At 66.5% G+C, this 26415-nt stretch carries 24 protein-coding genes; 10 read left to right on the top strand and 14 right to left on the bottom strand.

The genetic code is table 11. The features are described from left to right. Window positions 1-5: 5 nt before the first annotated feature. Entirely contained in the window at window positions 6-761 is a 756-nt protein-coding gene (locus NU1_RS21790; RefSeq protein ID WP_067523699.1) for a glucose 1-dehydrogenase, read from the bottom strand. A gap of 249 nt (window positions 762-1010) precedes the next feature. Here NU1_RS21790 and NU1_RS21795 point away from each other — a divergent pair, with 249 nt between their 5' ends. The 6 genes from NU1_RS21795 (at window position 1011) to NU1_RS21820 (ending at window position 6350) form a co-directional block, all read left to right on the top strand. Continuing rightward, the gene (locus NU1_RS21795; protein ID WP_067523672.1) at window positions 1011-2138 is read left to right on the top strand and encodes an LLM class flavin-dependent oxidoreductase; all 1128 of its coding nucleotides are present in this window, start codon (window positions 1011-1013) and stop codon (window positions 2136-2138) included. Window positions 2139-2149: 11 nt separating this feature from the next. Further along, entirely contained in the window at window positions 2150-2902 is a 753-nt protein-coding gene (locus NU1_RS21800; RefSeq protein ID WP_067523673.1) for a glucose 1-dehydrogenase, read from the top strand. 58 nt (window positions 2903-2960) lie between these two features. Further along, window positions 2961-3920: a LipP1 family hormone-sensitive lipase gene (gene lipP1, locus NU1_RS21805; RefSeq protein ID WP_084521699.1), complete on the top strand. Its 960-nt coding sequence runs from the start codon at window positions 2961-2963 to the stop codon at window positions 3918-3920. A gap of 69 nt (window positions 3921-3989) precedes the next feature. Beyond that, entirely contained in the window at window positions 3990-4439 is a 450-nt protein-coding gene (locus NU1_RS21810) for a pyridoxamine 5'-phosphate oxidase family protein (protein ID WP_067523675.1), read from the top strand. 144 nt (window positions 4440-4583) lie between these two features. Then, window positions 4584-4997: a DUF4189 domain-containing protein gene (locus tag NU1_RS21815; RefSeq protein WP_157552762.1), complete on the top strand. Its 414-nt coding sequence runs from the start codon at window positions 4584-4586 to the stop codon at window positions 4995-4997. Window positions 4998-5126: 129 nt separating this feature from the next. Further along, a complete protein-coding gene (locus NU1_RS21820; RefSeq protein ID WP_067523677.1) occupies window positions 5127-6350 on the top strand; it encodes an RtcB family protein in 1224 nt (407 codons plus the stop codon). 23 nt (window positions 6351-6373) lie between these two features. On the opposite strand, the gene NU1_RS21825 is transcribed toward NU1_RS21820, so the two are convergent. Both NU1_RS21825 and NU1_RS21830 read right to left on the bottom strand, forming a co-directional pair. After that, a complete protein-coding gene (locus NU1_RS21825; protein WP_067523678.1) occupies window positions 6374-6856 on the bottom strand; it encodes a hypothetical protein in 483 nt (160 codons plus the stop codon). A gap of 102 nt (window positions 6857-6958) precedes the next feature. Next, window positions 6959-7234 (bottom strand): hypothetical protein, encoded by a 276-nt coding sequence (locus NU1_RS21830; protein ID WP_067523679.1) that lies wholly within the window; start codon window positions 7232-7234, stop codon window positions 6959-6961. A 74-nt stretch (window positions 7235-7308) separates the two neighbouring features. Here NU1_RS21830 and NU1_RS21835 point away from each other — a divergent pair, with 74 nt between their 5' ends. The 3 genes from NU1_RS21835 (at window position 7309) to NU1_RS21840 (ending at window position 11027) form a co-directional block, all read left to right on the top strand. Next, complete coding sequence (locus NU1_RS21835) at window positions 7309-9426, top strand: RecQ family ATP-dependent DNA helicase (RefSeq protein WP_067523680.1); 2118 nt, start codon at window positions 7309-7311, stop codon at window positions 9424-9426. 264 nt (window positions 9427-9690) lie between these two features. Further along, complete coding sequence (locus NU1_RS41635) at window positions 9691-9858, top strand: hypothetical protein (protein ID WP_157552765.1); 168 nt, start codon at window positions 9691-9693, stop codon at window positions 9856-9858. A gap of 71 nt (window positions 9859-9929) precedes the next feature. Continuing rightward, window positions 9930-11027 carry a methyltransferase gene (locus tag NU1_RS21840; protein WP_067523701.1) on the top strand — a complete coding sequence of 366 codons (1098 nt, stop codon included), beginning with the start codon at window positions 9930-9932 and terminating at the stop codon, window positions 11025-11027. A 160-nt stretch (window positions 11028-11187) separates the two neighbouring features. On the opposite strand, the gene NU1_RS21845 is transcribed toward NU1_RS21840, so the two are convergent. The 6 genes from NU1_RS21845 to rplU form a co-directional block, all read right to left on the bottom strand. Further along, window positions 11188-11673 carry a DUF4254 domain-containing protein gene (locus tag NU1_RS21845; RefSeq protein ID WP_245720246.1) on the bottom strand — a complete coding sequence of 162 codons (486 nt, stop codon included), beginning with the start codon at window positions 11671-11673 and terminating at the stop codon, window positions 11188-11190. A gap of 303 nt (window positions 11674-11976) precedes the next feature. Then, entirely contained in the window at window positions 11977-12561 is a 585-nt protein-coding gene (locus NU1_RS21850; protein ID WP_067523681.1) for a GNAT family N-acetyltransferase, read from the bottom strand. Between the two features lie 28 nt (window positions 12562-12589). Further along, window positions 12590-13741 (bottom strand): glutamate 5-kinase, encoded by a 1152-nt coding sequence (proB, locus tag NU1_RS21855; protein ID WP_067523682.1) that lies wholly within the window; start codon window positions 13739-13741, stop codon window positions 12590-12592. Window positions 13742-13893: 152 nt separating this feature from the next. Continuing rightward, window positions 13894-15351 carry a GTPase ObgE gene (gene obgE / locus NU1_RS21860; RefSeq protein ID WP_067523703.1) on the bottom strand — a complete coding sequence of 486 codons (1458 nt, stop codon included), beginning with the start codon at window positions 15349-15351 and terminating at the stop codon, window positions 13894-13896. Between the two features lie 151 nt (window positions 15352-15502). Further along, on the bottom strand, window positions 15503-15769 hold the full coding sequence (gene rpmA, locus NU1_RS21865) for a 50S ribosomal protein L27 (RefSeq protein ID WP_067523683.1): 267 nt from the start codon (window positions 15767-15769) through the stop codon (window positions 15503-15505). A gap of 40 nt (window positions 15770-15809) precedes the next feature. Next, complete coding sequence (rplU, locus tag NU1_RS21870; RefSeq protein ID WP_067523684.1) at window positions 15810-16121, bottom strand: 50S ribosomal protein L21; 312 nt, start codon at window positions 16119-16121, stop codon at window positions 15810-15812. Window positions 16122-16426: 305 nt separating this feature from the next. On the opposite strand from rplU, the gene NU1_RS21875 reads away from it, so the two are divergent. Further along, window positions 16427-17071, top strand: coding sequence for a pentapeptide repeat-containing protein (locus tag NU1_RS21875; protein ID WP_067523704.1), 645 nt, complete (start codon window positions 16427-16429; stop codon window positions 17069-17071). 365 nt (window positions 17072-17436) lie between these two features. Here NU1_RS21875 and NU1_RS21880 read toward each other — a convergent pair whose 3' ends face one another. The 5 genes from NU1_RS21880 to NU1_RS21900 all read right to left on the bottom strand — a co-directional run bounded on the left by NU1_RS21880 (window position 17437) and on the right by NU1_RS21900 (window position 26283). Beyond that, entirely contained in the window at window positions 17437-20760 is a 3324-nt protein-coding gene (locus NU1_RS21880) for a translation initiation factor IF-2 N-terminal domain-containing protein (protein ID WP_371859827.1), read from the bottom strand. A 499-nt stretch (window positions 20761-21259) separates the two neighbouring features. Next, complete coding sequence (ndk, locus tag NU1_RS21885; RefSeq protein WP_067523685.1) at window positions 21260-21676, bottom strand: nucleoside-diphosphate kinase; 417 nt, start codon at window positions 21674-21676, stop codon at window positions 21260-21262. A gap of 73 nt (window positions 21677-21749) precedes the next feature. Then, window positions 21750-22157: a DUF4233 domain-containing protein gene (locus NU1_RS21890; RefSeq protein ID WP_067523686.1), complete on the bottom strand. Its 408-nt coding sequence runs from the start codon at window positions 22155-22157 to the stop codon at window positions 21750-21752. Further along, a complete protein-coding gene (folC, locus tag NU1_RS21895; protein WP_067523687.1) occupies window positions 22157-23599 on the bottom strand; it encodes a bifunctional tetrahydrofolate synthase/dihydrofolate synthase in 1443 nt (480 codons plus the stop codon). Before folC ends, NU1_RS21890 begins: the two co-directional genes overlap by 1 nt. After that, window positions 23596-26283, bottom strand: coding sequence for a valine--tRNA ligase (locus tag NU1_RS21900; protein ID WP_067523688.1), 2688 nt, complete (start codon window positions 26281-26283; stop codon window positions 23596-23598). Before NU1_RS21900 ends, folC begins: the two co-directional genes overlap by 4 nt. Window positions 26284-26415 lie beyond the last annotated feature (132 nt).

Here is a 26415-nt window from a genome sequence, read left to right on the forward strand (position 1 = left end):
CCCTTTCAGTATCCGCAGCTGGTGAGCATGCCGCCGTCGACGACGAATTCGCCGCCGGTGCAGTAGCTGGATGCGTCCGAGGCCAGGAAGAGCGCCACCTCGGAAACCTCCACGGGCTGACCCCAGCGCGGAATGGGCAGACCGGAAAAGAAGCTGTTGCCGTCGATACCGCTCGCACCGGAGACAGCGGCGGTCATCGGCGTGGCGATACCGCCCGGGTGAATGGAATTGACCCGGATCCCGGAGTGACCGAGTTCGCGCGCCGCCGACTTGGTGAGGCCACGCAGCGCGAATTTGCTGGCGCTGTATGCGGAGAGCTTGGCCGCGCCGACGAAACCCTCCACCGAGGAGACATTGACCATGGAGCCGCCGCCGGTGGTGATCATGGCGGGCGCGGCGGTCTTGATGCCGAGGAACGCGCCGGTCACATTGATGGACATGACGGTGTCGAACTCGTCCAGGCTCATCTCCAGGATGGGCGCGAACCGCAGGATGCCAGCATTGTTCACCAGCACATCGAGGCGGCCGAAACGCGAGACCGTCTCCGATACCGCTGTGCCCCAGTCACTTTCACTGGTCACATCGTGGTGGACATAGTGTGTGTCCGCACCCAGCTCGGCGGCCAGGGCCTTGCCCTCGTCATCGAGCACATCGCCGAACACCACTCGCGCGCCCGCGGCCGCGAAGCGGCGCACATGCTCGGCACCCATACCGCGCGCACCGCCCGTGACCAGGGCTACCTTGCCGTCCAGCTGTCCCACGAATTTCAGTCCTTCCTCACGGTCCCCCGCGCCAGTGCCCGGGCCGTGCACCCCGGCAGGGCCGCGATCGGGCCGGCGTCGAGACGGGGGTGCGGTTGTGTTCTCGACGCTAAGTGCGCGATCGGGCCCCGGCACGGTGTGGTCCCGGCCACTGGGACATCCCGATGACCTCCGCTTATGCGTGCAGAACTATTTCGTCTAGGCATAGCTCTCGGCCCGACCGGGCCGAAGCGGCGAGGAGTGGCGGCGATGAAGTTCTCGATGATCTTCGAAGCGCAGATGACGAACCCGACTGCCGAGCACGAGGCCCAGGTGCTGCGCGACTGTGTGGAGCAGGCCGTACTCGCCGACCAGGTCGGCTTCGATACCGTCTGGGCCGTCGAACACCACGGGCTCAAGTGGTACGCGCATATGAGCGCGCCCGAGATCTTCCTGACCTGGGTCGCCGCCAGGACCGAGCGTATTCGCATCGGGCACGGGGTGGTCTGTATGCCGTTCAACTTCAACCACCCGGTCCGCGCCGCCGAACGGGCCGCCATGCTGGATGTGCTGTCGAACGGGCGATTGAATCTCGGGGCGGGACGCGGGGCCACGGCCGTCGAAACCTCCATGTGCGGAGTCGATCCCGACCGCACCCATCAGGAGGTCGAGGAATCACTGCGCATGATCGCCGCCGCGTGGCAGGACCCGGAAGCCGAATTCTCCTATCACGGTGAGCTTCTCGATATCGACCCGCATCATCTGCTGCCCCGGCCGGTACAGCGTCCGCATCCGCCGCTGTTCATGGCGTGCACCAGGCAAGACACGCTGAAGCTGGCCGCCGACTACGGAATCGGCGCTCTGGTACTGGGTTTCGCGGGCATCGAGGAGATCGCGCAGCTGCGCCGCACCTATGACACCGCCATTGCCGCACGCACCGGGGAACGTTTCGTCTCCACGGTAGTGAACGATCATTTCGCCGCGCTCTGCCCGACCATCGTGCTCGACGATCGGGACCGGGCCCAACAGATCGGTGCGCGTGGGCAGCGCTTCTTCGCCCAGTCCATCAAGTACTACTACGGTGCGGGCCCCATCCCCGATGAGGCGGTCGATCCCGGCGTGGACGAGGTGGCCAGGATTCGGGCGGCCGCCGAGCAGCATGTGGCCTATCTGCACGAGGCCAAGATCCCTGTAAAGGCCAGCTCCACAGCGATTTTCAATACCGAGCACGCCTACGGGACCGCCGATGACGCCATCGCGTATGTCGAGCGGCTACAGGAGGCGGGCGCGGACGAGATCCTGTGCCTCATCCAAATGGGCACCGTGCCGCAGGACGCGTGCCTGGAGACAATCCGTCAGTGGGGCGAGAAGGTCATCCCCCACTTCCGCAACAAGTAGAAGGAACCGAAATGGCTGATCTGAACGGCAAAGTCGCCCTCATCACCGGTGCCGCGCGCGGGCAGGGGGCGGCGGAGGCACGGCTGTTCGTGGCGCGGGGCGCTCGGGTGATCATTACCGACGTCCTCGACACCGAAGGGAAGGAGCTTGCCGAATCCCTCGGTGACGCGGCCCGTTTCGTACGCCACGATGTCACCGACACCGACAGCTGGGATATGGCTGTGAGCGAGGCCGTTTCGGCATTCGGAACGCTCAATGTGCTGGTCAACAATGCCGCCATCTACACGATGAAGCCGCTGCTCGAGACCACCACCGAAGAGCTGAAGCGGATTCTCGAGGTGAATCTGGTGGGCGCGTTCAACGGCATCAAGGCGGTCGTTCCCGCCATGACCGAGGCGGGTGGCGGCTCCATTGTGAACATCTCCTCGCAGGCCGGTATCGAGGGACTGATGAACCACTCCGCGTACGGCTCGTCCAAGTGGGGTCTGCGCGGGCTGAGCAAGATCGCCGCACTGGAGTTGGGCCCCGCCCAGATCCGCGTCAACTCGGTACATCCCGGCCCCATCGCCACCCCGATGGTGCCGTATCTGACCACCGGCCCGGGTAGTTTCCCGACCCTGCCGCTGGAGCGCACCGGCCTGCCCGAGGAAGTCGCCGAACTGGTCGCCTTCCTGGCCTCCGATGCCGCCGCATACATCACCGGTGCGGAGGTGACTGTCGACGGCGGTCTGGCGGCGGGCAAATTCATCCCACGAAATATGTAGTAACCCAACCCCATTGGGCCGCCGCCGGTCGGCGGCGGTTCACCGGAAGGATCTCGCCGTGCCTCTCTCCCCCGAATGGCAAGTCTTCGTGGATGCCGCCACCGCGGCCTTCCCCGCGATCGGCACCGAAGTATTCGACGCTTCGGAAGCTCGGGCGTTCCTCGCCTCCCGACCGGCACCGGCGGTGGAGCCGATACCCGTTGCGGGGGTGGAGGAATGGCTGGTACCTGGCCCGGTCGGCGCACCCGAGGTCGCGGTGCGACTGTACCGCCCGCTCGAGGCGGAGCAGGCTCCCGGCGTCGTCGTCTTCTATCACGGCGGCGGGTTCGTGCTGTGCGGTCTCGACAGCCATGACCGCTTCTGCCGAACCATGGCCAATGCGGCCGGGGCAATTGTGGTGTCGGTCGATTACCGCCGCGCCCCCGATGCGCGCTTCCCGGCCGCCGCCGATGACGCCTACGCGGTGCTGCGCTGGGTCGCCGACCACGCCGAATCCCTCGGTGGCGATCCGGCCCGCGTGGCCGTCGCCGGTGATAGCGCGGGCGGCAATCTCGCCACGGTCGCCGCTATCGCGGCCCGCGATAACGGCGGCCCGGATATTGCCTTTCAGCTGCTCATGTACCCCATGCTCGACCCGGCCTGCGGTAGCGCGTCCTACCGCGACAATGCCGAGGGCTACTTCACCACCGCCGCGCACCTGCGCTGGTACTGGCAGCAGTATCTGGCGCCGGAAGCCGATGCCGACAATCCCTACGCGAATCCCTTCCGCGCCAACCTGTCCGGCCTCCCACCCGCCTATATCGCCACCGCGGAGTTCGACCCGCTGCGCGATGAGGGCGAGGCCTACGGCCAAATGCTGCGCGATGCCGGGGTCGATACGGAGATCCACCGATGGAACGGCACCGTCCACGGCTTCATGTCCATGGCCTGGCATCTGCGTGAAACCGATCTCGCCAATGCCTCCGCATTCACCGCGCTCCGCACCGCCCTCACTCGCCAGGTCCCCGCGACCTGGTAGATCGCACACGATATAGTACGCTCGCTCTATATAGAGAGAATCCTCTATATCAGAGTAGGGAGATCGACCATGTCCGAGGAACTGTTCGACGCGGCAGTGGGAATCGTGCGGGCCGGCAAGTACGGCTTCCTGACCACCCTCGCCGACGGCCACCCGCACACCCGCCTCGTCCAGACCATGAGCGTCGACGCCGATGCGACGGTCTGGATCGGCACCAGCCCGAAATCCCGCAAAGCCCTCGATATCGCCCTGCACCCCGAGGTGACCTACGCCGTGGAGGATCGCGTCGGCCTGTCCTACGCGTGCCTCTACGCCGCCGCCGAAATCATCGACGATCCCGCGGAATTGAACGCCAAATGGATGCGCGAGTTCGAGATGTTCTTCCCCGACGGCCCCACCGGTGGCGACTTCATCCTGCTGCGTCTGCGTCCGACCGCTGTCGAGGTCCTGGACTTCACCCGCGAAATCCATCCCGCCCCATTCGGTCTGGTACCCGCCCGCGCCGAGCGCACGGCCTGAGCTGCCCCTGCCGCACTCGGCCACCGAAACCGTGGCCGAGTTGCCCGAGATAGCAAGGTATTTCCCAAAACTCACGCCCCGAGCGGCACCCGTTTCGTCTAGCATCGGCCTCGTTCACCAGTTTCTGAAATACCGAGGATTCTCTTGTCGCTCGCCCGCAGTGCCGCTTTCACCGCCGCCACAGCCGCCGCCTTTGCCCTCACCGTCGCCGGTAGTGCGAACGCGGCCAGCCAATACGGCACCATCGCCCTCTCCGAGCTGAATGGATCCGCGGTCGCGTCCACCGATTCCAGCAAGGTTTCGTCCGACGCCGCCGCCATCCGCGATTGCGCCGTCTACGACTGCCGAATAGTCCTGCGTTTCACCGACGGCTGCGGCGCGATCGCCCGGGGCGCGGACGGCACCTACGGCTGGGCCGCCGCACCTTCCCGCGCCGAGGCCGAGACCATCGCCGTAACCGCACTGGGCGAAACGAACCCACCCTTCCCCGACCTCGGCAGTGCCTCCCCGCGCCCCGCCCACGTCATCCTCTCCTCCTGCACCCCCAACGCGATGTAAGGCAATTTCCTATGGATGCCGCGGGCTTTATCCGATCCCGAATTCGGAGCCGGCGGCAATATTGAGGTGCGCGGGACCTCGTCCGATCCCTACGGTGGGGTATTCGGATGTTGAGGAAAGGTAAGGACGATGTTTCCCGTCGAGCTGCGCGGAACGCGCGCGCAGACGCTCATGTGGGCCCACGAGAACGAGGTCGAACCGGCCGCGCTCCAGCAGTTGCGCAATATCGCCGGACTGGAATGGGTGTATGGCGTGCGCGTCATGCCCGATGTGCATCTCGGTAAGGGCGCGACCGTTGGGTCCGTCATTGCCATGAAGGATGCCGTCGCGCCTGCTGCGGTGGGTGTCGACATCGGCTGCGGAATGGAGGCGGTGCGGACTTCGCTGACCGCCTCACACCTGCCCGACAACTTGCATGCCCTGCGGTCTCGGATTGAAGCGGCTGTGCCGGTTGGTTTCTCGGCGCACGCCGATCCGGTGAACGTGCAGCGGCTGGAGAGCGAGATGTATGGGCAGAAGGCGGCTGGCACCACGTTGCGCAGCGGATGGGAGCGGTTCTGGAAGTCGTTCAGCTCACTCGACTCCGGCGTGCAGGCACTGGAATCCAAGGCGCAGAGGCAGATGGGGTCACTGGGCTCCGGAAATCACTTTTCAGAAATTTGTCTGGATTCCGAGCAGCGCGTGTGGATCCTGCTGCATTCCGGAAGCCGTAATATCGGTAAGGAACTCGCCGAGCGCCATATGGCTGTAGCGCGGAACCTAGCGCATAACCAGGAACTGCCCGATCGGGATTTGGCGGTATTTCTTTCCGGGACACCGGAAATGGATGCTTACCGGCGAGATCTGACGTGGGCGCAGGAGTATGCGGCACGTAACCGGGCGGTCATGTTGGCGCTTGTGTGTGAGGCCGTGCGGGATGAATTCGCTGGGCGCGACGTGCGTTTCGACGAGCCGACTTCATGCCACCACAATTATGTCTCCGAGGAGACCATCGATGGGATGCCCATGCTGGTGACCCGTAAGGGTGCGGTGCGGGCGGGGGCCGGGCAGCTGGCACTTATTCCGGGATCGATGGGTACGCGGTCGTATGTGGTTCGCGGCCGGGGAAATCCGGCCTCGTTCCAGTCGGCGTCGCATGGCGCGGGGCGGCGGATGAGCCGCAATGCCGCCAAGAAGCAGTTCACGGTGGCCGATCTGATCGAGCAGACCGAGGGTGTGGAGTCCCGTAAGGACGCCGGGGTGATCGATGAGATTCCGGCCGCCTACAAGGACATCGATCAGGTCATCAATGCCCAGCGCGATCTGGTCGATATTGTCACCACGCTGCGTCAGGTGCTGTGCGTGAAGGGTTGAGTCGCGGTCCGGCGGTGCTGAATTCAGCGCCGCCGGAACGTGGCCGCCACGCCCGCGCCGATCAACACCATGCCGACGATGAGCGGGAATCCCGTCGCCAACCACTCATAGAGCGCGATATGCATTTCGTCGGAGAGCAGCGGCAGCTCGCCGATGGTTCGAAACGAGTCGTCGGGAAATATCAAGTAGATCAGCCCCGGGATCACACCCCACACCAGCCCCGCGATCATGGTGCTCGCCGGTGAGTAGGCGGCCATCGCCGCCACCACCAGGAACAGCGTCGCCCCGACCAGGATCTGCAATGCGGACCCCCACCGATCCGCGAGATTCCCGAGAATCACCCAGCGCTTGGTATCGGCCGCCCCGAGCGCCGCCAGGGCGATCGCGACCGGCGTAACCACCAACCCGACCAGTGTCGCGCCCACCGTCCTGGAAATCGTTGCCTTGCTGGAAAATTGCGCCCCCGGCGGAGTCCACCCCGCAGGCGACACAAACCTCTCACCCATCACGCCTCCCTGCACCCGAGAAGACCGGCCGGCCCCTCCGCCCCATTGTCCCGGGACAATCCGGCGACGCGCCCGATCTTGGCCACACCGCAATCAAGCCGATCAGCGTGGGCGGTTCTTCTCGATCTGGTCGAGCAGACGGGTGACATCGGCCTGGCTCACCGCCTCGGCATACAGATCGTATTTGGCCGAGTAGCGGGTCTGATAGCTGACCGTGCGGCGCTCGGCCTGGGCTCGACGGTCGGCGTCGGCCTGCTGTCCGGCGCGAATGGAGGCGTAGACGCCGCCCGCCGCGGGGATGTACAGGAGAGGGTTCCGGAGAGAGTGGTCGCGGTGAAGGGGTAGGCACCCCGCTCCACGGACGCGAACGCACGTCACGAAGGGGGTGCGTCAGCCAATAATGGGTGCGCGAAGGTGGTGCGCGGGGTCGGATGTCGGTGCGGTGAGGCACCATGGAGCGCGTGACCTCGACCGATGGGACCGATACCACGACGCCGACCGCCCTGCGGGCGGATGCCGAGCGGCTGCTGCGGGAATTGGCGGGACCCGCCGCGCGGCTGCGGGAGGATCAGTGGACCGCTATCGAGGCGCTGGTGGTGCAGCGGCGGCGAGCTCTCGTCGTGCAGCGCACCGGCTGGGGTAAGTCGGCGGTGTACTTCATTTCCGCCAAACTGCTGCGGGCCGCCGGGCGGGGACCGACGGTGATCGTGTCACCACTGCTGGCGCTCATGCGCAACCAGGTGGTGGCCGCCGAGCGAGCGGGCGTGGTTGCGGCGACCATCAATTCGGGGAATGTCACCGAATGGGACGAGATTCACGCCAGCGTCGCCGCGGGGGATGTCGATGTCCTGCTGGTCAGTCCGGAACGCCTCAACAATCCGGACTTTCGCGATGCGGTCCTGCCCAAGCTGGCGGCGGATGCCGGACTCGTCGTCATCGACGAGGCGCACTGTGTATCGGACTGGGGACATGATTTCCGGCCGGACTATCGGCGAATTCGGACCTTGATCGCCGATCTCGGATCGGATGTGCCGGTACTGGCCACCACCGCTACCGCCAATGACCGCGTGGTCACCGATGTGGCCACCCAGATCGGCACCGATACGCTGGTGCTGCGCGGCAGCCTCGATCGAGAGTCCCTGCATCTGTCGGTGGTGCGGATCGCGGATGCGGTCGAGCGCACGGCCTGGCTCAGTGAACATCTGCGGGCGCTGCCGGGCTCCGGAATCGTCTACACCCTGACCGTCGCCGCCGCCCACGATCTCGCGGATGTGCTGAATTCGCATGGGCACCATGTCGCCGCCTATACCGGCCAGACCGATCCCACCGAGCGCGAAGCCCTCGAAATAGCGCTGCTCAACAATGAGGTGAAGGCACTCATCGCCACCTCGGCACTGGGTATGGGTTTCGACAAACCCGATCTGGGATTCGTGGTGCACGTCGGTGCGCCCTCCTCGCCCATCTCCTACTACCAGCAGGTGGGCCGTGCCGGGCGCGCTACCGAACGTGCCGAAGTGGTGCTGCTGCCCGGGCCGGAAGACCGGCGGATCTGGAGCTACTTCGCCTCGGTCGCCTTCCCGCGCGAACATATCGTGCGATCGGTCCTCGATGCCCTCGATACCGATCGAGCGCTGTCCACCGCCGCGCTGGAACCCCTGGTCGAACTCAATCGCTCCCGCCTGGAAATGGTGCTCAAGGTGCTCGATGTCGACGGCGCGGTCAAACGCGTACGCGGCGGCTGGATCTCGACCGGGGAGCCCTGGGTCTACGACACCGAACGCTATGAGCGCCTCACCATCGCCCGCGATGCCGAACAACAGGCCATGGTCGACTACCAGGCCACCGACGAATGCCGAATGAACTTCCTGCGTCGCCAACTCGACGATCCGGGTCTGTACCCCGACTCCCCCGGCTGTGGGCGCTGCGACAACTGCACCGGCACCCGCCTCGATACCGCGGTCGACACCGAATCCCTGTCGGCCATCCGCGCCCGTCTGGACCGGCCCGGTATCGACCTGGCCCCGCGCAAACAGTGGCCGACCGGTATGGCGAAATTGGGAATCTCGCTGTCCGGCAAGATCTCCCAAGGTGCGGAAGTCGGTCGTGTCCTCGGCCGCCTCAGCGATCTCGGCTGGGGCCAGCGCCTGCGTGCCCTCCTCGACTCCCCCGACGGCCCGGTCCCCGACGAGGTGTTCAAGGCCTGCACAGTCGTACTGCGCGAATGGGATTGGTCGCAGCGCCCCATGCACGTCATGGCCATGGAATCGGCCACCCACCCCATGCTGGCGGCCTCACTGGCCGCCCGACTCGCCCAGGTGGGCCGTCTGAACGACCTCGGCATCCTGCACCTGCGCCCGGACCTCCCGCCGGTGTCGGCCGCCAACTCCGCACACCGCGTCGCCGCCCTCCACAATGCCTGGGAGATACCGGATCTCACCGATGTCCACGGCCCGATCCTGCTCGTGGACACCCTCACCGATACCGGCTGGACACTCACCATGGCGGTCCGCACCCTACGCGCGGCGGGAGCCGACGCCGTCCTGCCTTTCGCGCTGGCCACTCCGTCCTGACACCCGCTCCGACCTGACACTCACCACGTCAAAGCCACCGAACTCGCGATCCCGGTGTGCCTTTGGCCGGGATCCATGTCCCGCAACACCGCGACCAATGGGTGGATTCCGGCCGAGCATGCCGGAATAACGAGGTGGCGGGCGGCATCCCGCCTCGCATCGGATGAGCGTCACATCCGCGAAGTCCCGCTGCTGCACCACTGTCACGGGCCGGGGCCGCGGTCGCGCGTACACTCGAACTTCCATTGGGGAGGGAGCCCGATCATGGCCGCACAGGTGAACCCGAGCGAGACGCCGGATCCACGAGCACACTGGCGACAGCTGCCCGCGGAGCCCGGTGAGTGGATCGAGGAGAAAGCTACCGAGCCGTCCTCATCGAGCTATACACCCGAGCCGGATGCCGGACAGGAAGCCGCACGCTACAGCGGCTGACCCGGATTCGTGGCCGGACCGGCGTAGGCTCGGACCCGTTCTGAGCAGTGCCGACCAGCGATGGAGTCGTCATGGCGTCCGGATCCACCAAGCTTCCACCCCTGCCCCTGCTGCGCGCGCTCGGACTATTCCGGGACGGGCTCGCTGCCCTGCACCGACGCCTGATCCCCGGTCATATCGCGCTACTCGAGATGCAGATGACCGGGTTCCTGGCCCAGGCCATCAATGCCGCCGCTCAACTGGGTATCGCCGATGCGCTCGCCGACGGGCCCAAAAAGCCGGCCGAGCTCGCGCGGGTCCTCGATGTCGACGAGGACGGGCTGCGCCGCCTCATGCGGCTGCTGTTGAGCTTCGATGTATTCGCCGAGCGGCGCGACGGATCCTATGCGCTGAACGGGATTTCGCGGGCGCTGAGCTCCGACGCGCCGATCACGCTGCGGGATATGCTGCTGTTCTTCGGCTCCGACTACCACCGCAACCACTGGACCCATCTCGCCGACGCGGTACGCACCGGCTCCGCCGTCGGTCCGGCACTGGAGGGTGCGACCTTCTTCGAGTACGCGGCCACCCATCGGGAATTCGGTGACCTGTTCGACCGCGCCATGTCGAGCATCGGCACCCTCTCCATCGACCCCCTGCTCGCCGCATACGATTTCGGCCGCTACCGCACTCTCGTCGACCTCGGCGCGGGTCAGGGCAACCTGCTCACCGCCATCCTGCGCCGCACCCAATCCACCCGGGGTGTCATCTTCGACCTGCCCGAAGTAGTCGCGCCACTGCCCGCCGAACTCGCCCGGCTCGGCCTGGCGGACCGCTGCACGGTGGAAACCGGCTCCTTCTTCGAATCGGTTCCCAAGGGCGGCGACGGCTACATCCTCAAACATATCGTCCACGACTGGACCGACGCCGAAGCCGAACGTCTGCTCCGCACCGTCCATGCCGCCATGGACCCCTCCAGCACCCTGCTCATTATCGAAATGGTGCTCCCCGAACACCACCGCCCCCATGCCAGCAAATTCATCGACCTGGAAATGCTGGTCAATGCGGGCGGCCGCGAGCGCTCCGAATCGGACTACCGAAATCTGCTCGCCCGCAGCGGCTTCACCCTGCACCGCACCATCTCCACCGCCGCCCCCGACTGCATCCTCGAGGCCCATCCCGCCCATTGACCCCGTTCGCACACTCCCCCTCGACCGCTGACGCACGGATGGGCGCGGCCGCGCCCCCTGCGCGCCACCGCGTCCACCGCACCCCGAGCCCGCTGGTCGCCACTATCCCGCAGGCCGAGCCGTACGTCGGCTACCGCCGCCGATGCCGACCGGTCGGCAGCTATGCGGTCCGGCGCACGGGCTGCTCGATCACGCCCGCGACACGATCGGTCCAGCCGTCGGCCATGGAGGCCAAGCGGAACCAAGCCGCGTGGACTCGGTCATCGGATACGTCCTCCACGGTCCGCAACAGGTGCACGGCGCGCACGTGGGCGGCGGCCATGGCGTCTACGACCGAGCCGAGCGATTCCCCGCTCGACGTGGCGCCGCGTCGGCTGCGTATGACGACGAAATCGTCGATACACGTGACGATATGGGCGCGCCGGTGATCGATCTCAGCGATGCGGTCGGGCTGCTGTCTGCGGGCCAGATGCAATTCCGCGAGCAGCCGCGCCCAGCGGGTCACCATGTGATCCTCCGGCTGGTCGCCGATATGACCGCAGAACGCGGCCAGCAGTTCATGCCAATTCGGCAGCAGGGGACGGGTTTCGACGTGCGAGCCACGGCCACCCACCCGCCACAACTGCGTACTGTCCGGTACGTACATACCTACCTACCTCCGGGGCGGTGCGGGCGCACCCGGCGCCGCGGGCGATTACCGGATCGCGAGCCCGACGCGGCAAGGGCGGACCGCGCCGGATCCGGAAATCGCTTATCGGCGAAGGGCACATGCGATTCGGCACCGGGTGCACCTCCAGAATGCGCCACCCCCGCCGCCCGCCCACTGCCATTCCCCCGACCCTCCGTCGCCCCTGACCCAGCCCTCAATCCCACCCGAGCGCACCTATGAACGAATTCGCGTACTTTCCGTGCGTGTCGCGCATATTGCAACGGCTGGCCCGGCGCGAATTCAGCGAATATTGAATCGAGACCGATTGGTATTCCAGTGTTTTCGAGTAATGGCGTACTCGACCTCGCCGTGCTCCGCGCCGGGAATCGGATCCTCCCATCGCAGATGGAAGGTGCGGACGTATTCCAGCCCGATGGCCGCCATGGTCGCGCGGGATGCGGTATTGACAGCCATTGTCTCGGCGAAGACCCGGGTCAGGCCGAGGTCCTCGAAGCCGTACCGAAGCAGCTCACGAGCACCCTCGCTGGCGAGCCCCCGCCGCCAATAGCGCGGCAACAACCGGTACCCGAGTTCGGCCTGACTTTCCACGGGACCCTGATCGGGGCGGTCCGGAGCCGCGAGAATCCACCAACCGACGAAGCGATCGCCAACGAGGCCTATCCAGTACCCGAGTCCCGGCACCTGCGTCGCCGCCGCCATTCGATTGCGGTGCGCCCGTTCGACTTCCAGGCGGGAACGCCCCGTGCCATTGCCGAGATAGCGCATGACTTCCGGATCGGCGTCCAACTCGACCTCATGGTCGAGGTGTTCATCCGCGAGCGGTAGCAGGGTGATGCGAGGTGAGCGCAGGATCGCTTGCGACATCGGCGGGTCCTCGGAAAGATGTTGGCGGTCAGACCTTTACGAGATCATCGGCGTGAACCACCGGACGCTGCATACCCTCTGGGAGATCCGTGGTGGATCGCCCCTTCATGGTCTCGAGCTCATCGCTGTCATAGGAGACGATGCCGCGGGCGACCACATGCCCGTCGGGTGCTACCAGGCTGATCACATCGCCACCGTAGAAACGGCCGCGGACCTCGGTGATTCCGGCCGCCAGCAAGGAGCTGCGGCGGGCGGCGACGGCTTGGACCGCACCCGCGTCGAGATGGACCGCCCCGCGACTGTCGGCCGCGTGGCGGACCCAGAACTTCCGGGCGGACAGCCGGACCGGCCGGGCTGCGAAGGCGGTGCCGACCGATGCACCGGACAGCGCCGCGGCGGCATCGGAGGCGGCGGCCAGCAGAACAGGCACTCCGGCGTCGGCGGCCAGCCGAGCAGCCGAGAGCTTCGAGGCCATCCCACCCGTACCCAAAGCGCCTCCGCTGCCCGCGATTACGCCATCGAGGTCGGCGGTGCCACGGACTTCGGGAATGAATTTGGCGCCACCCTTGCGGGGGTCGCCGTCGTAGAGACCCTCGACATCGGAGAGCAGAATCAGCGCATCCGCGCCGATCAGGTGGGCCACCAGGGCGGCCAGCCGGTCATTGTCGCCGAAGCGGATCTCTTCCGTTGCGACCGTGTCGTTTTCGTTGACCACGGCAATGGCGTGCAGGGCGCGCAGCCGATCCAGAGTGCGCTGGGCATTGCGGTGAGATTCCCGGCGGGAGAAGTCATCGGCGCTCAACAGCACCTGGCCGACAACCCGGTCGTAACGCGCGAAGGAGGTACCCCAGGCGTGCGCGAGAGCCAGCTGGCCGACACTCGCCGCAGCCTGTTTGGTGGCCAGATCCTTTGGACGACTGGATAATCCGAGCGGCGCCATGCCCGCGCCGATAGCACCGGAGGACACCACCACCAGATCGGATCCGGCGCGCATCCGCCCCTCCACCGCATCGGCCAGGCGATCCAGCCGCGCGTTATCGAGACCACCCTCCAGACTGGTCAGGGCGGACGATCCGATCTTCACCACCACACTGCGTGCCGACGCGATCGCCTGCCGCGCCGCGCTCGGCTCAGCGGACTCCGCATCGACCACGGGGCCCCGCGTGATACCCGAACTCATTGCACCACACCTCAATTCACCAGCATTATGCGATTCGCGGCGGTATTGCGCTCGCACCTTCCGCATCGGCAAGGTGCCGCCACCACAGCAGCTTCCGATTGCCGCGCCGGTCCAGCATCCCCGGAGGGAGACCGGATCCGGTGCGACGGTCACTATTTGTCCTCGTCCTCCGACAGCAACCCACGGCGCGCACGCGAGGCGTACTTACGCTCGGCGGCACCGATGCGTTCGCTCTGATCCAGTCGCGGATCGACGCCGCGGCGGGTCAACAGGGTCTCCACGCCGGCGGAGATCTGCGGCTCCCAGTCGAAGCACACATGGCCGATGGTCACCGGCGCCCCCGGCTGCGCACCCTGCTTCACCAGCTCATCCTCGACACCGAGGCGAGCCAGGCGGTCGGCCAGGTAACCGACGGCTTCCTCATTGTCGAACGCGGTCTGCGCCACCCAACGCTCGGGACGCTCACCGATGACAATGAAGCCACCCGGCGTCTCCGGATCCGGTTTCACCTTGAATCCACTGTCGCCCTTGGCAACCGGACGGATAATGGCACGACCCGGCTCGGCCTTCGGATGCGCCTTGCGGTACTCGTCGACCATCTTCGCGAGCGCGAAAGTCAATGGGCGCAAGCCTTCCCGGCTCACCGCCGAGATCTTGTACACCGGCCAACCACGCTTGGTGAATTCCGGGGTCACCATATCGGCGAGCTCATCGGCATCCGGAATATCGGCCTTATTGAGAATGACCACACGCGGGCGGTCCGCCAGATCACCCAGGCTCGCATCGCCCTTGAGCGCGGGCTGGTACGCGGCGAGTTCGGCTTCGAGCGCATCCACATCGGAGACCGGGTCGCGGCCCGGATCCAGGGTGGCGCAGTCCACCACGTGGGCGAGCACCGCGCAGCGCTCCAGATGCCGCAGGAAGTCCAGGCCCAGACCCCGGCCGTCGCTGGCGCCCGGAATCAGACCCGGCACATCGGCCACGGTGAAAGTAGTGTCACCCGAGAGCACCACACCGAGATTCGGCACCAGCGTGGTGAACGGGTAGTCGGCGATCTTCGGCTTGGCGGCCGACAGCACCGACACCAGCGAGGACTTACCGGCCGACGGGAAGCCCACCAGGCCCACATCCGCGACCGACTTCAGTTCCAGGACCAGTTCACGTTCCTGGCCCGCCTCACCGAGCAGTGCGAAACCGGGAGCCTTGCGCGCCTTCGATACCAGCGCCGCATTGCCCAGACCGCCACGACCGCCCAGCGCCGCGATGAACTGGGTACCGGCACCCATCAGATCGGCCAGCACCTCGCCCTCGGGGCTCATGACGACGGTGCCTTCGGGCACCTTCAGCAGCAGACTCTCACCCTGCTTGCCATTGCGGTTATTACCCTCGCCGGGCTTGCCGTTGCCGCCCTTGGCGTGCGGATGGAAGTGGAAGTCCAGCAGGGTGTGCACATTGGGGTCGACCTCGAGGATCACATCCCCGCCGTTACCGCCATTGCCGCCGTCTGGCCCGCCGAGCGGCATGAACTTCTCGCGGCGCACCGAGGAGCATCCGTGCCCGCCCTTGCCCGCGCTCACGTGCAGCACGACGCGGTCGATGAATTTGGACATACCGGTGATCATCCTCCTTCAGGACTGGTCGGCTGTAGTGACAGCGCCGCTTCCGCGCCGCCGGTTCGGGTGCCATTCGAACACCAAAGCGGGCCAGGGTATTCACCCTGACCCGCTTCGGAAAGTGTGTGGAGAGGCTCCGGTGACGGCGTCAGGCCGAAACCGGCTCCGGAACCACGATGTTCACGGTCTTGCGGCCACGCTTGCTGCCGAACTCGACCGCACCCGCCGCGAGGGCGAACAGCGTGTCGTCGCCGCCACGACCGACATTGACGCCGGGGTGGAAGTGCGTGCCACGCTGGCGAACCAGGATCTCGCCGGACTTGACGACCTGACCGCCGAAGCGCTTCACGCCGAGTCGCTGGGCATTCGAGTCGCGACCGTTGCGCGAGCTGGATGCACCCTTCTTATGTGCCATTGCTAACTCCTCGTGCCGGGGAACGACCCCCTGGTCGGAACTACTTGATGCCGGTGACCTTCAGGACCGTCAGCTTCTGACGGTGGCCCTGACGCTTGTGGTAGCCGGTCTTGTTCTTGAACTTGTGGATACGGATCTTCGGGCCCTTGGTCTGTTCGACGACCTCGGCGGACACGGAAACCTTCGCCAGCTTGTCAACATCGGTGGTCAGCTCGGCGCCGTCAACTACCAGCACCGGCGACAGCGACACCGAAGTGCCCGGCTCACCCTCGATCTTCTCGACCTTCACCAGGTCACCGACCGCGACCTTGTACTGCTTTCCGCCGGTCTTGACGATTGCGTACGATGCCATCGGTCGGCTGCCCTTCTTTCCTGTACAAGTGCCATCGGCACTGTGCTCACACGGCTTGGCTCCGGCTCACACCGGTTACCGCCGTACGACTGGTCTGGTAATCACCGCCGCCTCAGCGCCTGGTGGCTCTCGAATGAACCGGGCCACGGGCTCACAGCAGATTTGCTGTCACCGGGCAGCGACCGTCCTAGGCTACAGGACCCGGGCCGACCCCTCCAAACTGGGGGCCGATGGCCTCCGGCACATTCCGAACCGGTGCCGCGCCCACTCACAAAGCTGTCGGTGCACCGGCCTATGGTGCCGAGGTGCCCCGTGAGCTTACCGACCTCCCGTACGCCCGCCACCTCGAACCGTTCGCCGCCGAACTGGAGCCCGACAGCCACTACGACACCGTCCACCTGAACGGCGAATACTTCGACGCCGTGGAGGCCAGTGGCGCGCGGTTCGACGAATCGGCCTTCACCGGGGTGACATTCCAGGGCGGCAGCCTGCGCTTCGCGCGGTTTGCCGATGTGTGGCTACGCGACAGCCGCTGGGTCGGCACCAATCTGAGCCAGACCAACTGGGTCAATGTGGAAATGGTCGACAATGCCCTGTCCGGCGTGGAGATCATCGGCTCCGGTCTGCGCCGAATCCGGTTCGAGGGCTGCAAGTTCGATGCCGTGAACTTCCGCAACGCCAACCTGCAAGAGGTGCAGTTCGTCGACTGCGTGCTGCGCGATACCGATTTCGCCGAGGCGAAGCTCACCAAGGTGAGCTTCCCCGGCACCATCCTCGAGGGACTGTCGCTGCACCAGGCACAGCTGAAGAACGTCGACCTGCGTGGCGCGACCGCGATCGGCATCACCGCCGGTATCGAGGCACTCCGGGGCGCGACAATCAACCCGCTCCAGCTCATGGACCTCGCCCCGGCCTTCGCCCGGACATTCGGCATCACGGTCCGCGACTGAGCGACTGAGCGACTGAGCGAACGGTACCGCGATGGCGCCTGGCCGCTTCGTCATTCCGGCGTGCTTTTGGCCGGAATCCACACCTCCGCAGTAGTGGATCCTGGCCAAAAGCACGCCGGGATGACGGGTGGGCAGCCCAGTCGGGACGGCGGGGCTGCACCGAGACCACGGAGCTGCACCAAGGCGACGGAGCTGAGCCGAGGGCGGGGACTGAGCCGAGGGGGCGGGGGCCTGAGCGGAGACGACAGCAGGTGAGGACGACGGGAGCGATAGCCGACACCACACGTTCAACCTCAGTAAGCAGCCGCCGTGAAACGAGTGTGGCCCCGCTGTTCGACAGCGGGGCCACACTCGTTCATTCGGAGCTAGTTGCCACCCTCCGGGGCACCGGCCGGGCGACCGGCGGCGCGACGGCGGGGACGGGCACGCGGCGGTACATCCACCGGGGCCGCATCCTCGATGGTCAGGGCCGCGGGCGGAGCCTGATCCGTACTGGAGAGCACGAAGACCGCGCCCTTGCTGTCCGCGGCCGGGGCGGCAGCCGTACGGGCCACCCGGCGACGACGGCGACCGGTCGAGGGCGCTACCTCTTCGGCGGCGGCCGCCTTCGGCTCGGCCTGCTCGGGCTCGTACTGCTTCGGCTCGGCCTGCTTCGGTTCGGCCGCCGCGGCGGTTTGAACACCGGTCGCGGCCTGCGCCTCGGTCACCGCCACGGCGGCTTCGGCAGCGGCCTCCTCGGCGTACTGCGCGACCACCGCATCGGCGGCGGCCGCCTTGGTCTCGGTCACCTTCGGGGCGGTTCCATTGGACTTGGCAGCCTTGGTGGATTGCGCCACCGCGGCCTTCGCCTCGGCCGCGGCCGAATCGCGGGCCACGGCGTTCTCGGTGGCCTCGACAACCTCGTCGACACCGACGGTTTCGGCCTCGGCGACCTCGACCGCCGCAGCGGAGTCCTCCGAATCCTCGTCGTGGTGCGCGGCCATCGCCAGCGCGACGGGGTGTGCCCGCCGAGCGGCGGCCTTCTCCTCGGACTCGTGCGGTTCGGCCACGGCCGCGGCGACCGGCTCCGGAGCAGTCGCGTTGCCGCCCTTGTCCTTACGGCGGCGACGGCCCTCGCGGCGACCACCACCCTCTTCCGCGGGTGAGGCCTCCACCGGGTAGTCGTGCACGATGAGGCCGCGACCATGGCAGTGCTCACAGTTGGTGGAGAAGGCCTCCACCAGTCCGGTGCCCAGCTTCTTGCGGGTCATCTGCACCAGACCCAGCGAGGTCACCTCGGACACCTGATGGCGGGTGCGGTCCCGGCCCAGCGCCTCGGTGAGGCGGCGCAGCACCAGGTCCCGGTTGGATTCGAGCACCATATCGATGAAGTCGACGACGATCATGCCGCCGATATCGCGCAACCGCATCTGGCGCACGATCTCCTCGGCCGCCTCCAGATTGTTGCGGGTGACCGTCTCTTCGAGATTGGAGCCGCCCGCACCGGTGAACTTGCCGGTATTGACGTCGACCACGGTCATGGCCTCGGTGCGGTCGATCACCAGGGTGCCACCCGAGGGCAGCCACACCTTGCGGTCGAGCGCCTTGGCCAGCTGCTCGTCGATTCGCATCGCGCCGAACACATCCACGCCGGTGTTCTCGTACCGCTCGACCCGGGCCAACATATCCGGGGCGACGGTGCGGACGTAGTTCTCCACGGTCGTCCAGGCGCGATCGCCCTCGATGACCAGCTTGGAGAAGTCCTCGTTGAACAGGTCGCGGACGACCTTGACCAACAGATCCGGCTCCTCGTACAGCGTCTTGGGCGCGCCGGACTTGTCCTTGGCCTGCTCCTCGATGGTGCGCCAGGTCGCCTGCAACCGCTCCACATCGCGGGCCAGCTCCGTTTCGCTGACACCTTCGGACGCGGTGCGAATGATGACACCGGCGTCCTGGGGCACGATATCGCGCAGGATCTCCTTGAGGCGCTTGCGCTCGGTATCGGGCAGCTTGCGGCTGATACCGGTGGAGGTCCCGCCCGGCACGTAAACCAGGAAGCGACCGGCCATGCTGATCTGGGTGGTCAGGCGAGCGCCCTTATGGCCCACCGGATCCTTGGAGACCTGCACCAGCACGGTGTCGCCGGGCTTGAGCGCCTGCTCGATCTTGCGCTCGCGGCCACCGAGACCGGCGGCCTCCCAGTTCACCTCGCCCGCATACAGCACGCCATTGCGACCGCGGCCGATATCGATGAAGGCGGCCTCCATCGACGGCAGCACATTCTGGACCTTGCCCAGGTAGACATTGCCCACCATGGACGCGGAACCGGTGCTGGTGACGAAGTGCTCGACCAGGATGTTGTCCTCGAGCACCGCCACCTGTGTGGTGGTGGTCGGGTGTTCGGCGAAGTGCTTCTGGCGCACCACCATGACCCGGTCCACCGATTCACGGCGGGCCAGGAATTCCGACTCGGTCAGAATCGGCGGGCGGCGACGACCGGCCTCACGACCGTCGCGGCGACGCTGGCGCTTGGCCTCGAGCCGGGTGGAGCCGGAAATGCCCTGCACCTCGTCGCGATCGACATTGGTGGCGGCAGCCGCGGCGGCGCGCCGCTTATTGCGCGGTTCGCGCTCGTGCACGACGGTGTTCGGCGGATCGTCCTCGGTGGGATCGGCCTCGCTGTCCTCGCCCGAGCCCTTGCGGCGACGGCGACGACGGCGACGGCGGGTGCTGGAGCCCTCCGACTCGGCCGCATCGTCGTTGTCGTCCTCGTTCTCGTCGGCCGAATCCTCGGCGTCGGCGGTCGCGAGGGTGTCATCGTCCTCATCGTCGGACTCGGAGTCCGAGCCGTTGTCGTCACCCTCGCCCTGCTGTTCGCCACGGCCGCGACCACGACCACGACGGCCGCGACGGCGACGACGCGACGCGCCATCGCGCTGCTCGCGGGTCTCGTCCCAGTCGGCGTCCTCGGTATTGTCCTCGGCCGCGGTGTCGTCGGTGATGACGGCGGCCGGCTCGTCGACCGGCTCCTCGACCTTATTGACCTTGTCTGCTTTATCCGCTTTGGCGGCCCTGGACTTGCGCTCGGCCCGCTCAGGGCGCTCGGTCCGTTCGGGGCGCTCGGCCGGTTCGCTGCGCTCGGCACGTTCGGCACGCACCTTGCGACGCAGATCCTCGGCGGCGGTGGCATCCGGCGGCAGGAACAGCGGTGCGGCCACCGAGGCTGGCGGCGCGAACATCGGCTGTTCCTCGACCTCCTGCTGCGCCGAATAGGGGCTGGCGAACAGGGTCGGGAGCTTCTTCCGACCCGCCCGCTCCGGCTTGGCGGCGGCCTCGGCCTGCTCGACCTCTTCGGCGGCCAGCTCATCGGCGACGAGCTCATCGCCCGTGCCAACGGCCTCGGCGACCGTCTCGGGCACGGTGGTCTCGGCGACGGTCTCGACGGAACGCGGCCCGAAGGCGTCGCGCACCGTTTCGGCGACCGTGCGATCGAGACTCGATTGCGGGCTGCGCGCCTGCGCGCCCATATCGGTCAGGTGGGCCAGGATGCGCTTGCTGGTAGTGCCCAGCAGCTTCGCCAGTGCATGCACTCGGATCCGTTCCGGCAACTGTTCGGCAGCCGGAGCGGTGTCCGTCTGCTGTTGTTCCGAACGGCCCGCCTCCCCTTCGCCGTTCACCTGCGGTGTTTCCTGCGGCTCTTGTTCGGCCACGAATTCTCCTCGGGCCCCCGGGCGCGTCCCTCCGAGAAACTACGGAGTCACGCCGCCGACGCGGGGGCACTGTCAGTTCGCCTCACGCCCGAGGGCGCAAGATCATATGGTCTCGCCCCACGTGCCCGATGTTCGCCTGTTGTCTTCGTTCGTTCGGCTAACTGGTCACGCGGTGCCTGGTTGGTTTGGCTCAACACCACCGCACGAGCGTTCATCCAGCGTGCCGCCCGACAACCGAGTCTCAGAAGCTGTCGGCAGCAGCGATGATCGTCCGTCATGCTGCGGTGCCTTGGTTGTGGCCGCTACCTGCCATGAACGGCGGGTGGTGGCTACTTCCAGAGCCAGTATCCCACACACCTCCGCGAGCGCCGCCCCACGAACCCCCGAGATACCTTTTCAGGTCGTTGCGGTGAGTGCGCCGACCAGCCCCGCCACGCACTCGGCCAGGAGAGCGAGCCGCGCGTGGTACGGGGTGTGGCAACGATGTGGCGAACTGTATTCAGAGGGTGAAGTCGGGGAACCAGAGGGAGATTTCGCGCTTGGCCGACTCCTCGGAATCGGAGCCGTGCACCAGGTTGAACTGGGTCTCCAGGGCGTAGTCGCCGCGAATGCTGCCCGGTACGGCCTTCTCGACCGGATCGGTGCCGCCGGCGATCTGGCGGAAGGCGGGGATGGCGCGCGGACCTTCGAGGACCGCCGCGATAACCGGGCCGGAGGTAATGAACTCGATCAGCGAACCGAAGAACGGCTTCTCGGCATGTTCGGCGTAGTGCTGCCCGGCCAACTCCTCGGAGACATTCTTCAGCTCCAGCGCGGCGATCTTCAGACCCTTGCGCTCGATACGAGTGATGATCTCCCCGATCAGGCCGCGGGCCACGCCGTCCGGCTTGATGAGTACCAACGTCTGCTCAGTCACGGCGCACAGCCTAGCCGGGCAGGTTGTCAACTCCCGAATCGTGGGGTCGCGGTGTGACCTGGCGGAAAACTGTTCAGGGCGCGTTCTGGGTGCGCTGGCTCGGGAGCAGGCCGAGTTCCATGCGCTTCCTGACGTCGGCACGCAGGACCAGCAGGAAGATCCAGACGGCGGCGAAGACCACACCGATAATCCCGATGGACAGGTGGATGAAGGTGCCCGCCATGAGCAGGACCTGCAAGCCCAGGTTGAACGGGACGGCCCACGACTTCTTCTGGACACCCGCGCCGAGGATCATCAGCACCGCGAGCGCCACCAGGTAGAGGATGGACCACCAGGTGAGACCGCCGCCGACCGTGGCCACCACGGGCAGGGCGAGCAGGACCGTAATCGCTTCCAGGATCAGCGCACCGGCCATGACACCGCGGAAACCCTTCCACGGGTCCGCGGCGGGCGGCGGAGTTGGTTGCGTATCCTCGCTCATCAGGAGGGGTCCTTTCCGAACAGCGAGCGTGCCGCCCCGGCGGAGACGACCGATCCGGTGACCACGATGCCCGCACCGGAGACCGCTTCGCCACTCTCGCCCTCTTCGGCGAGGGCGATCGCGGTCTCGATGGCATCGGTGAGATCGTGAGCCACCGCTACGCGTTCGTCGCCGAAGCGCTGTACGGCGAGGTTGGCGAGATCGTCGACGGGCAGGGCGCGCGGGGAACCGTTCTGGGTGACGACCAGTTCGTCGAAGATCGGCTCCAGGGCATCCAGAATGCCGCCGACGTCCTTATCGGCCAGCACCGCGACCACGCCGACGAGTTTTCGGAAGTCGAATTCGTCACTGAGGGTTTTGGCGAGGGCCTGGGCGCCGGCCGGATTGTGCGCGGCGTCGATGAAGATGGTCGGCGCGCTGCGCATGCGTTCCATCCGGCCGGGACTGACAGCGGCGGCGAAGCCCGCGCGAACGGCCTCGATATCGAGTTGGCGCTGCGAGCCCGCACCGAAGAACGCCTCGACGGCCGCGAGCGCGAGTACGGCGTTGCGGGCCTGGTGTTCGCCGTGCAGCGGCAGGAAGATCTCGTCGTACACGCCGCCGAGTCCCTGTAATTCGAGCACTTGGCCGCCGACGGCGACGGCGCGCGACAGCACCCGGAACTCCGAACCCTCACGCGCGACAGCGGCGTCGACCTCGACAGCCCGGCGCAGCAGCACATCCATGACTTCGGGGTCCTGCTCGGCAATGACGGCGACGGTGTCGCGGGGGACGAGGTCGTCTTCGGGAGCCTTCTTGATGATTCCGGCCTTCTCCCCCGCGATGGAGGTCAGGTCCGGTCCGAGGTACTCGGTGTGGTCCAGCCCGATGGGGGTGATGACCGCGACCTGACCGTCGATCACATTGGTGGCGTCCCAGGTTCCGCCGAGTCCGGTTTCCACAATCGCCACATCGACGGGCGCTTCCGCGAATGCGGCGTACGCCATGGCGGTCAGCACCTCGAACTTGCTCATGCGCGGACCGCCCGCCGCCTCCGACCGCGCGTCGATCATCTCGACGTACGGCTGGATATCGCGGTAGGTCTCGACATAGCGCCCGGGGGTGACGGGCGCGTTGTCTATGGCAATGCGCTCGGAGGCCAGTTGCAGATGCGGGCTGGTGATCCGGCCGGTGCGCCGGTGCAGCGCGGTCATCAGGGAGTCGATCATGCGGGTGACCGAGGTCTTGCCATTGGTGCCCGCGATATGGATGGCCGGATAGTTCCGCTGCGGCGAGGCGAGCAGATCCATGAGGGTGGAGATGCGGTCGAGCGACGGCTCGATCTTGGTTTCCGGCCAGCGCTTATCGAGTTCGGCCTCTACCAACGCCATTTCGGCGAGGTCGACCGGGGAGGTGCCGGTGATCGGCTCCTCGGCGTACCGGCGTTCGGGTTCGTTGTTCATTTGCGCTCCGCCAGCTTCGCGATTTCGGACAGCCGCGCGCCGATGCGTTCGACTTCGGAGGCGGCGATCTCCTTGCGGCCCTTGATCTTCTCGACCACCTCATCGGGAGCCTTGGCGAGGAAGCCCGCATTGCCGAGCTTGGCGGTGGTGCCCGCCAGTTCCTTCTGCGCGGCGGCGAGATCCTTCTCCAGGCGACGGCGTTCGGCGTCGAGGTCGACGGTCCCGGAGGTGTCGATTTCGACGGTCACCGTGGCATCGGTCAGGCGCACCTCGAGGGAGGCGGTGGCGGCGAAATCCACGCCCGCCTCGGTAAGCCTTGCCAGGCTGGTGATTTCGCCGAGCTGGCCGGTGAGGTCGGCGGCGTCGAGGCCGATGAGCTTGGCCGCCACCTTCTGGCTGTCATTGAGATCCTGGTCGCTGCGGAAGCGGCGGATCTCGGTGATGAGGCGCTGGGTATCGGCGATACGGCGATCGGACACCGCGTCGGCGGGCACGCCGGAAACCTTGGGCCATTCGGCGACCACAATGGATTCCCCACCCGTGAGTGCCAGCCACAGCGATTCGGTGACGAACGGAATGGCCGGATGTAGCAGGCGCAGTACCGAATCCAGCACATTGCCGAGCACGATGCGGGTGCTGGCGGCCCGCCCTTCCGATTCACCGAACTGCACCTTGGCCAGTTCCAGGTACCAGGCGCACAGTTCATCCCAGGTGAAGTGGTACAGACCCTCGAACGCCTTGCTGAACTCGTAGCGGTCCAGCGCCGAATCCACTTCGGCCACAACCTGGTCCAGGCGATCGAGGATCCATCGGTCGGAGTCGGTGAGGGTGTCGCGGGCGGGCAGCTCACCCGGCTGCGCACCGTTCATGAGCGCGAACTTGCTGGCATTGAACAGCTTGGTAATGAAGCTGCGCGAGGCCGTCACATGCGAGGTGCCGACGGACAGGTCACCGCCCGGCTGCGCACCGCGCGCCAGGGTGAATCGGGTGGCGTCCGCGCCGTACTCGTTGATCCAGTCCAGCGGGTCGATGCCATTGCCGCGCGACTTGGACATCTTCTTGCCGTGCTCATCGCGAATCAGGCCGTGCAGGAACACATCCTGGAACGGCACCTGCTTCGTGTCCTTGCCGACGCCGAGCACCGAGTCGTCGGACACGTACATGCCGAACATCATCATCCGGGCCACCCAGAAGAACAGGATGTCGTAGCCGGTGACGAGAACGCTGGTGGGATAGAACTTCTCGAGCTCGGCGGTGGCGTCGGGCCAGCCCATGGTCGAGAAGGGCCACAGGCCCGAGGAGAACCAGGTGTCGAGCACATCCGGGTCCTGGACGAAGCCCTCGGGGGCCGGCTCATCCGGTCCCACACAGACGACCTCACCTTCGGGGCCGTACCAGATCGGGATGCGGTGGCCCCACCACAGCTGCCGGGAAATGGTCCAGTCGTGCATATTGTCGACCCAGTCGAACCAGCGCGGTTCCTGGCCCGCGGGGTGAATCTTGACGTCGCCGTTGCGCACCGCGTCACCGGCGGCCTTGGCGAGCGGTTCCACCTTCACCCACCACTGCATGGACAGGCGCGGTTCGATGGGCTCGCCGGAGCGCTCGGAGTGGCCGACGCTGTGCGAGTACGGGTACTTGCGTCCTGTCACGCGGCCCTCTGATTCGAGGCGCTCGCGGATCTTCAGCCGCGCCTCGAATCGGTCCATCCCGTCGAATTCGGTTCCGGTTCCGGCGATCTTGCCGGTTTCGTCCATGATGGTCGGCATCGGCAGGTTGTGGCGCAGGCCCAGCTCGAAGTCATTGGGGTCGTGCGCGGGGGTGATCTTCACTGCGCCGGAACCGAATTCGGGATCGACGTAGTCGTCGGCCACGATCGGGATCTGACGGCCGGTGATCGGGTGGTACAGCGTGCTACCGATGAGTGCCCGGTACCGCTCGTCGTCCGGGTGCACCGCCACCGCGGTATCGCCGAGCATGGTCTCCACTCGGGTGGTGGCGACAATCACATGCGGCTCATCATCGTTGAGCGAGCCGTAGCGCAGCGAGACCAGTTCGCCGTCGACGTCCTTGTAGTCGACCTCGAGGTCGGAGATACCGGTCTTCAGCACCGGCGACCAGTTCACCAGTCGCTCGGCGCGGTAGATCAGTCCCGAGTCGTAGAGCTTCTTGAAGATGGTCTGCACGGCCCGCGACAGGCCCTCGTCCATGGTGAAGCGGTCGCGGCTCCAGTCCACGCCGTCACCGAGGCGCCGCATCTGGCCCTGGATCTGGCCGCCGGATTCGCGCTTCCAGTCCCAGACCTTGTCGATGAACAGCTCGCGGCCGAAGTCTTCCTTGGTCTTACCGTCGACGGCGAGCTGCTTCTCCACCACGTTCTGGGTGGCGATACCCGCGTGGTCCATACCGGGCAGCCACAGCACCTCGAAGCCCTGCATGCGCTTGCGGCGGGTCAGGGTGTCCATGAGGGTGTGGTCGAGGGCGTGGCCCATATGCAGGGTGCCGGTGACATTCGGCGGCGGCAGCACGATCGAGTACGCGGGTTTGTCGCTGCCGGCATCGGCGGTGAAGTAACCAGCCGCTACCCAGCGTTCGTACAGGTCGGCCTCTACTTCGCTGGGGGTCCAGCTTTTGGGGAGGGCATCGGCACGATTACGCGGGTTCTCTGAGGCTGCGCTGGTCACCGGAAGATTCTAGTTGTTGGCAACCTCGGCGAGCGAGCAGGTTGCTTCCGCGTGGTCCGCGGCCGCCGGAGGCGGGGTGAAATAGCCGAAGGGCGAGGCTCTCGGCGGATGAGGGACACCGAGAGCCTCGCC

Origin of the sequence: Nocardia uniformis NBRC 13702, assembly GCF_001613345.1 — a bacterium.
Lineage (GTDB): Bacteria > Actinomycetota > Actinomycetes > Mycobacteriales > Mycobacteriaceae > Nocardia > Nocardia uniformis.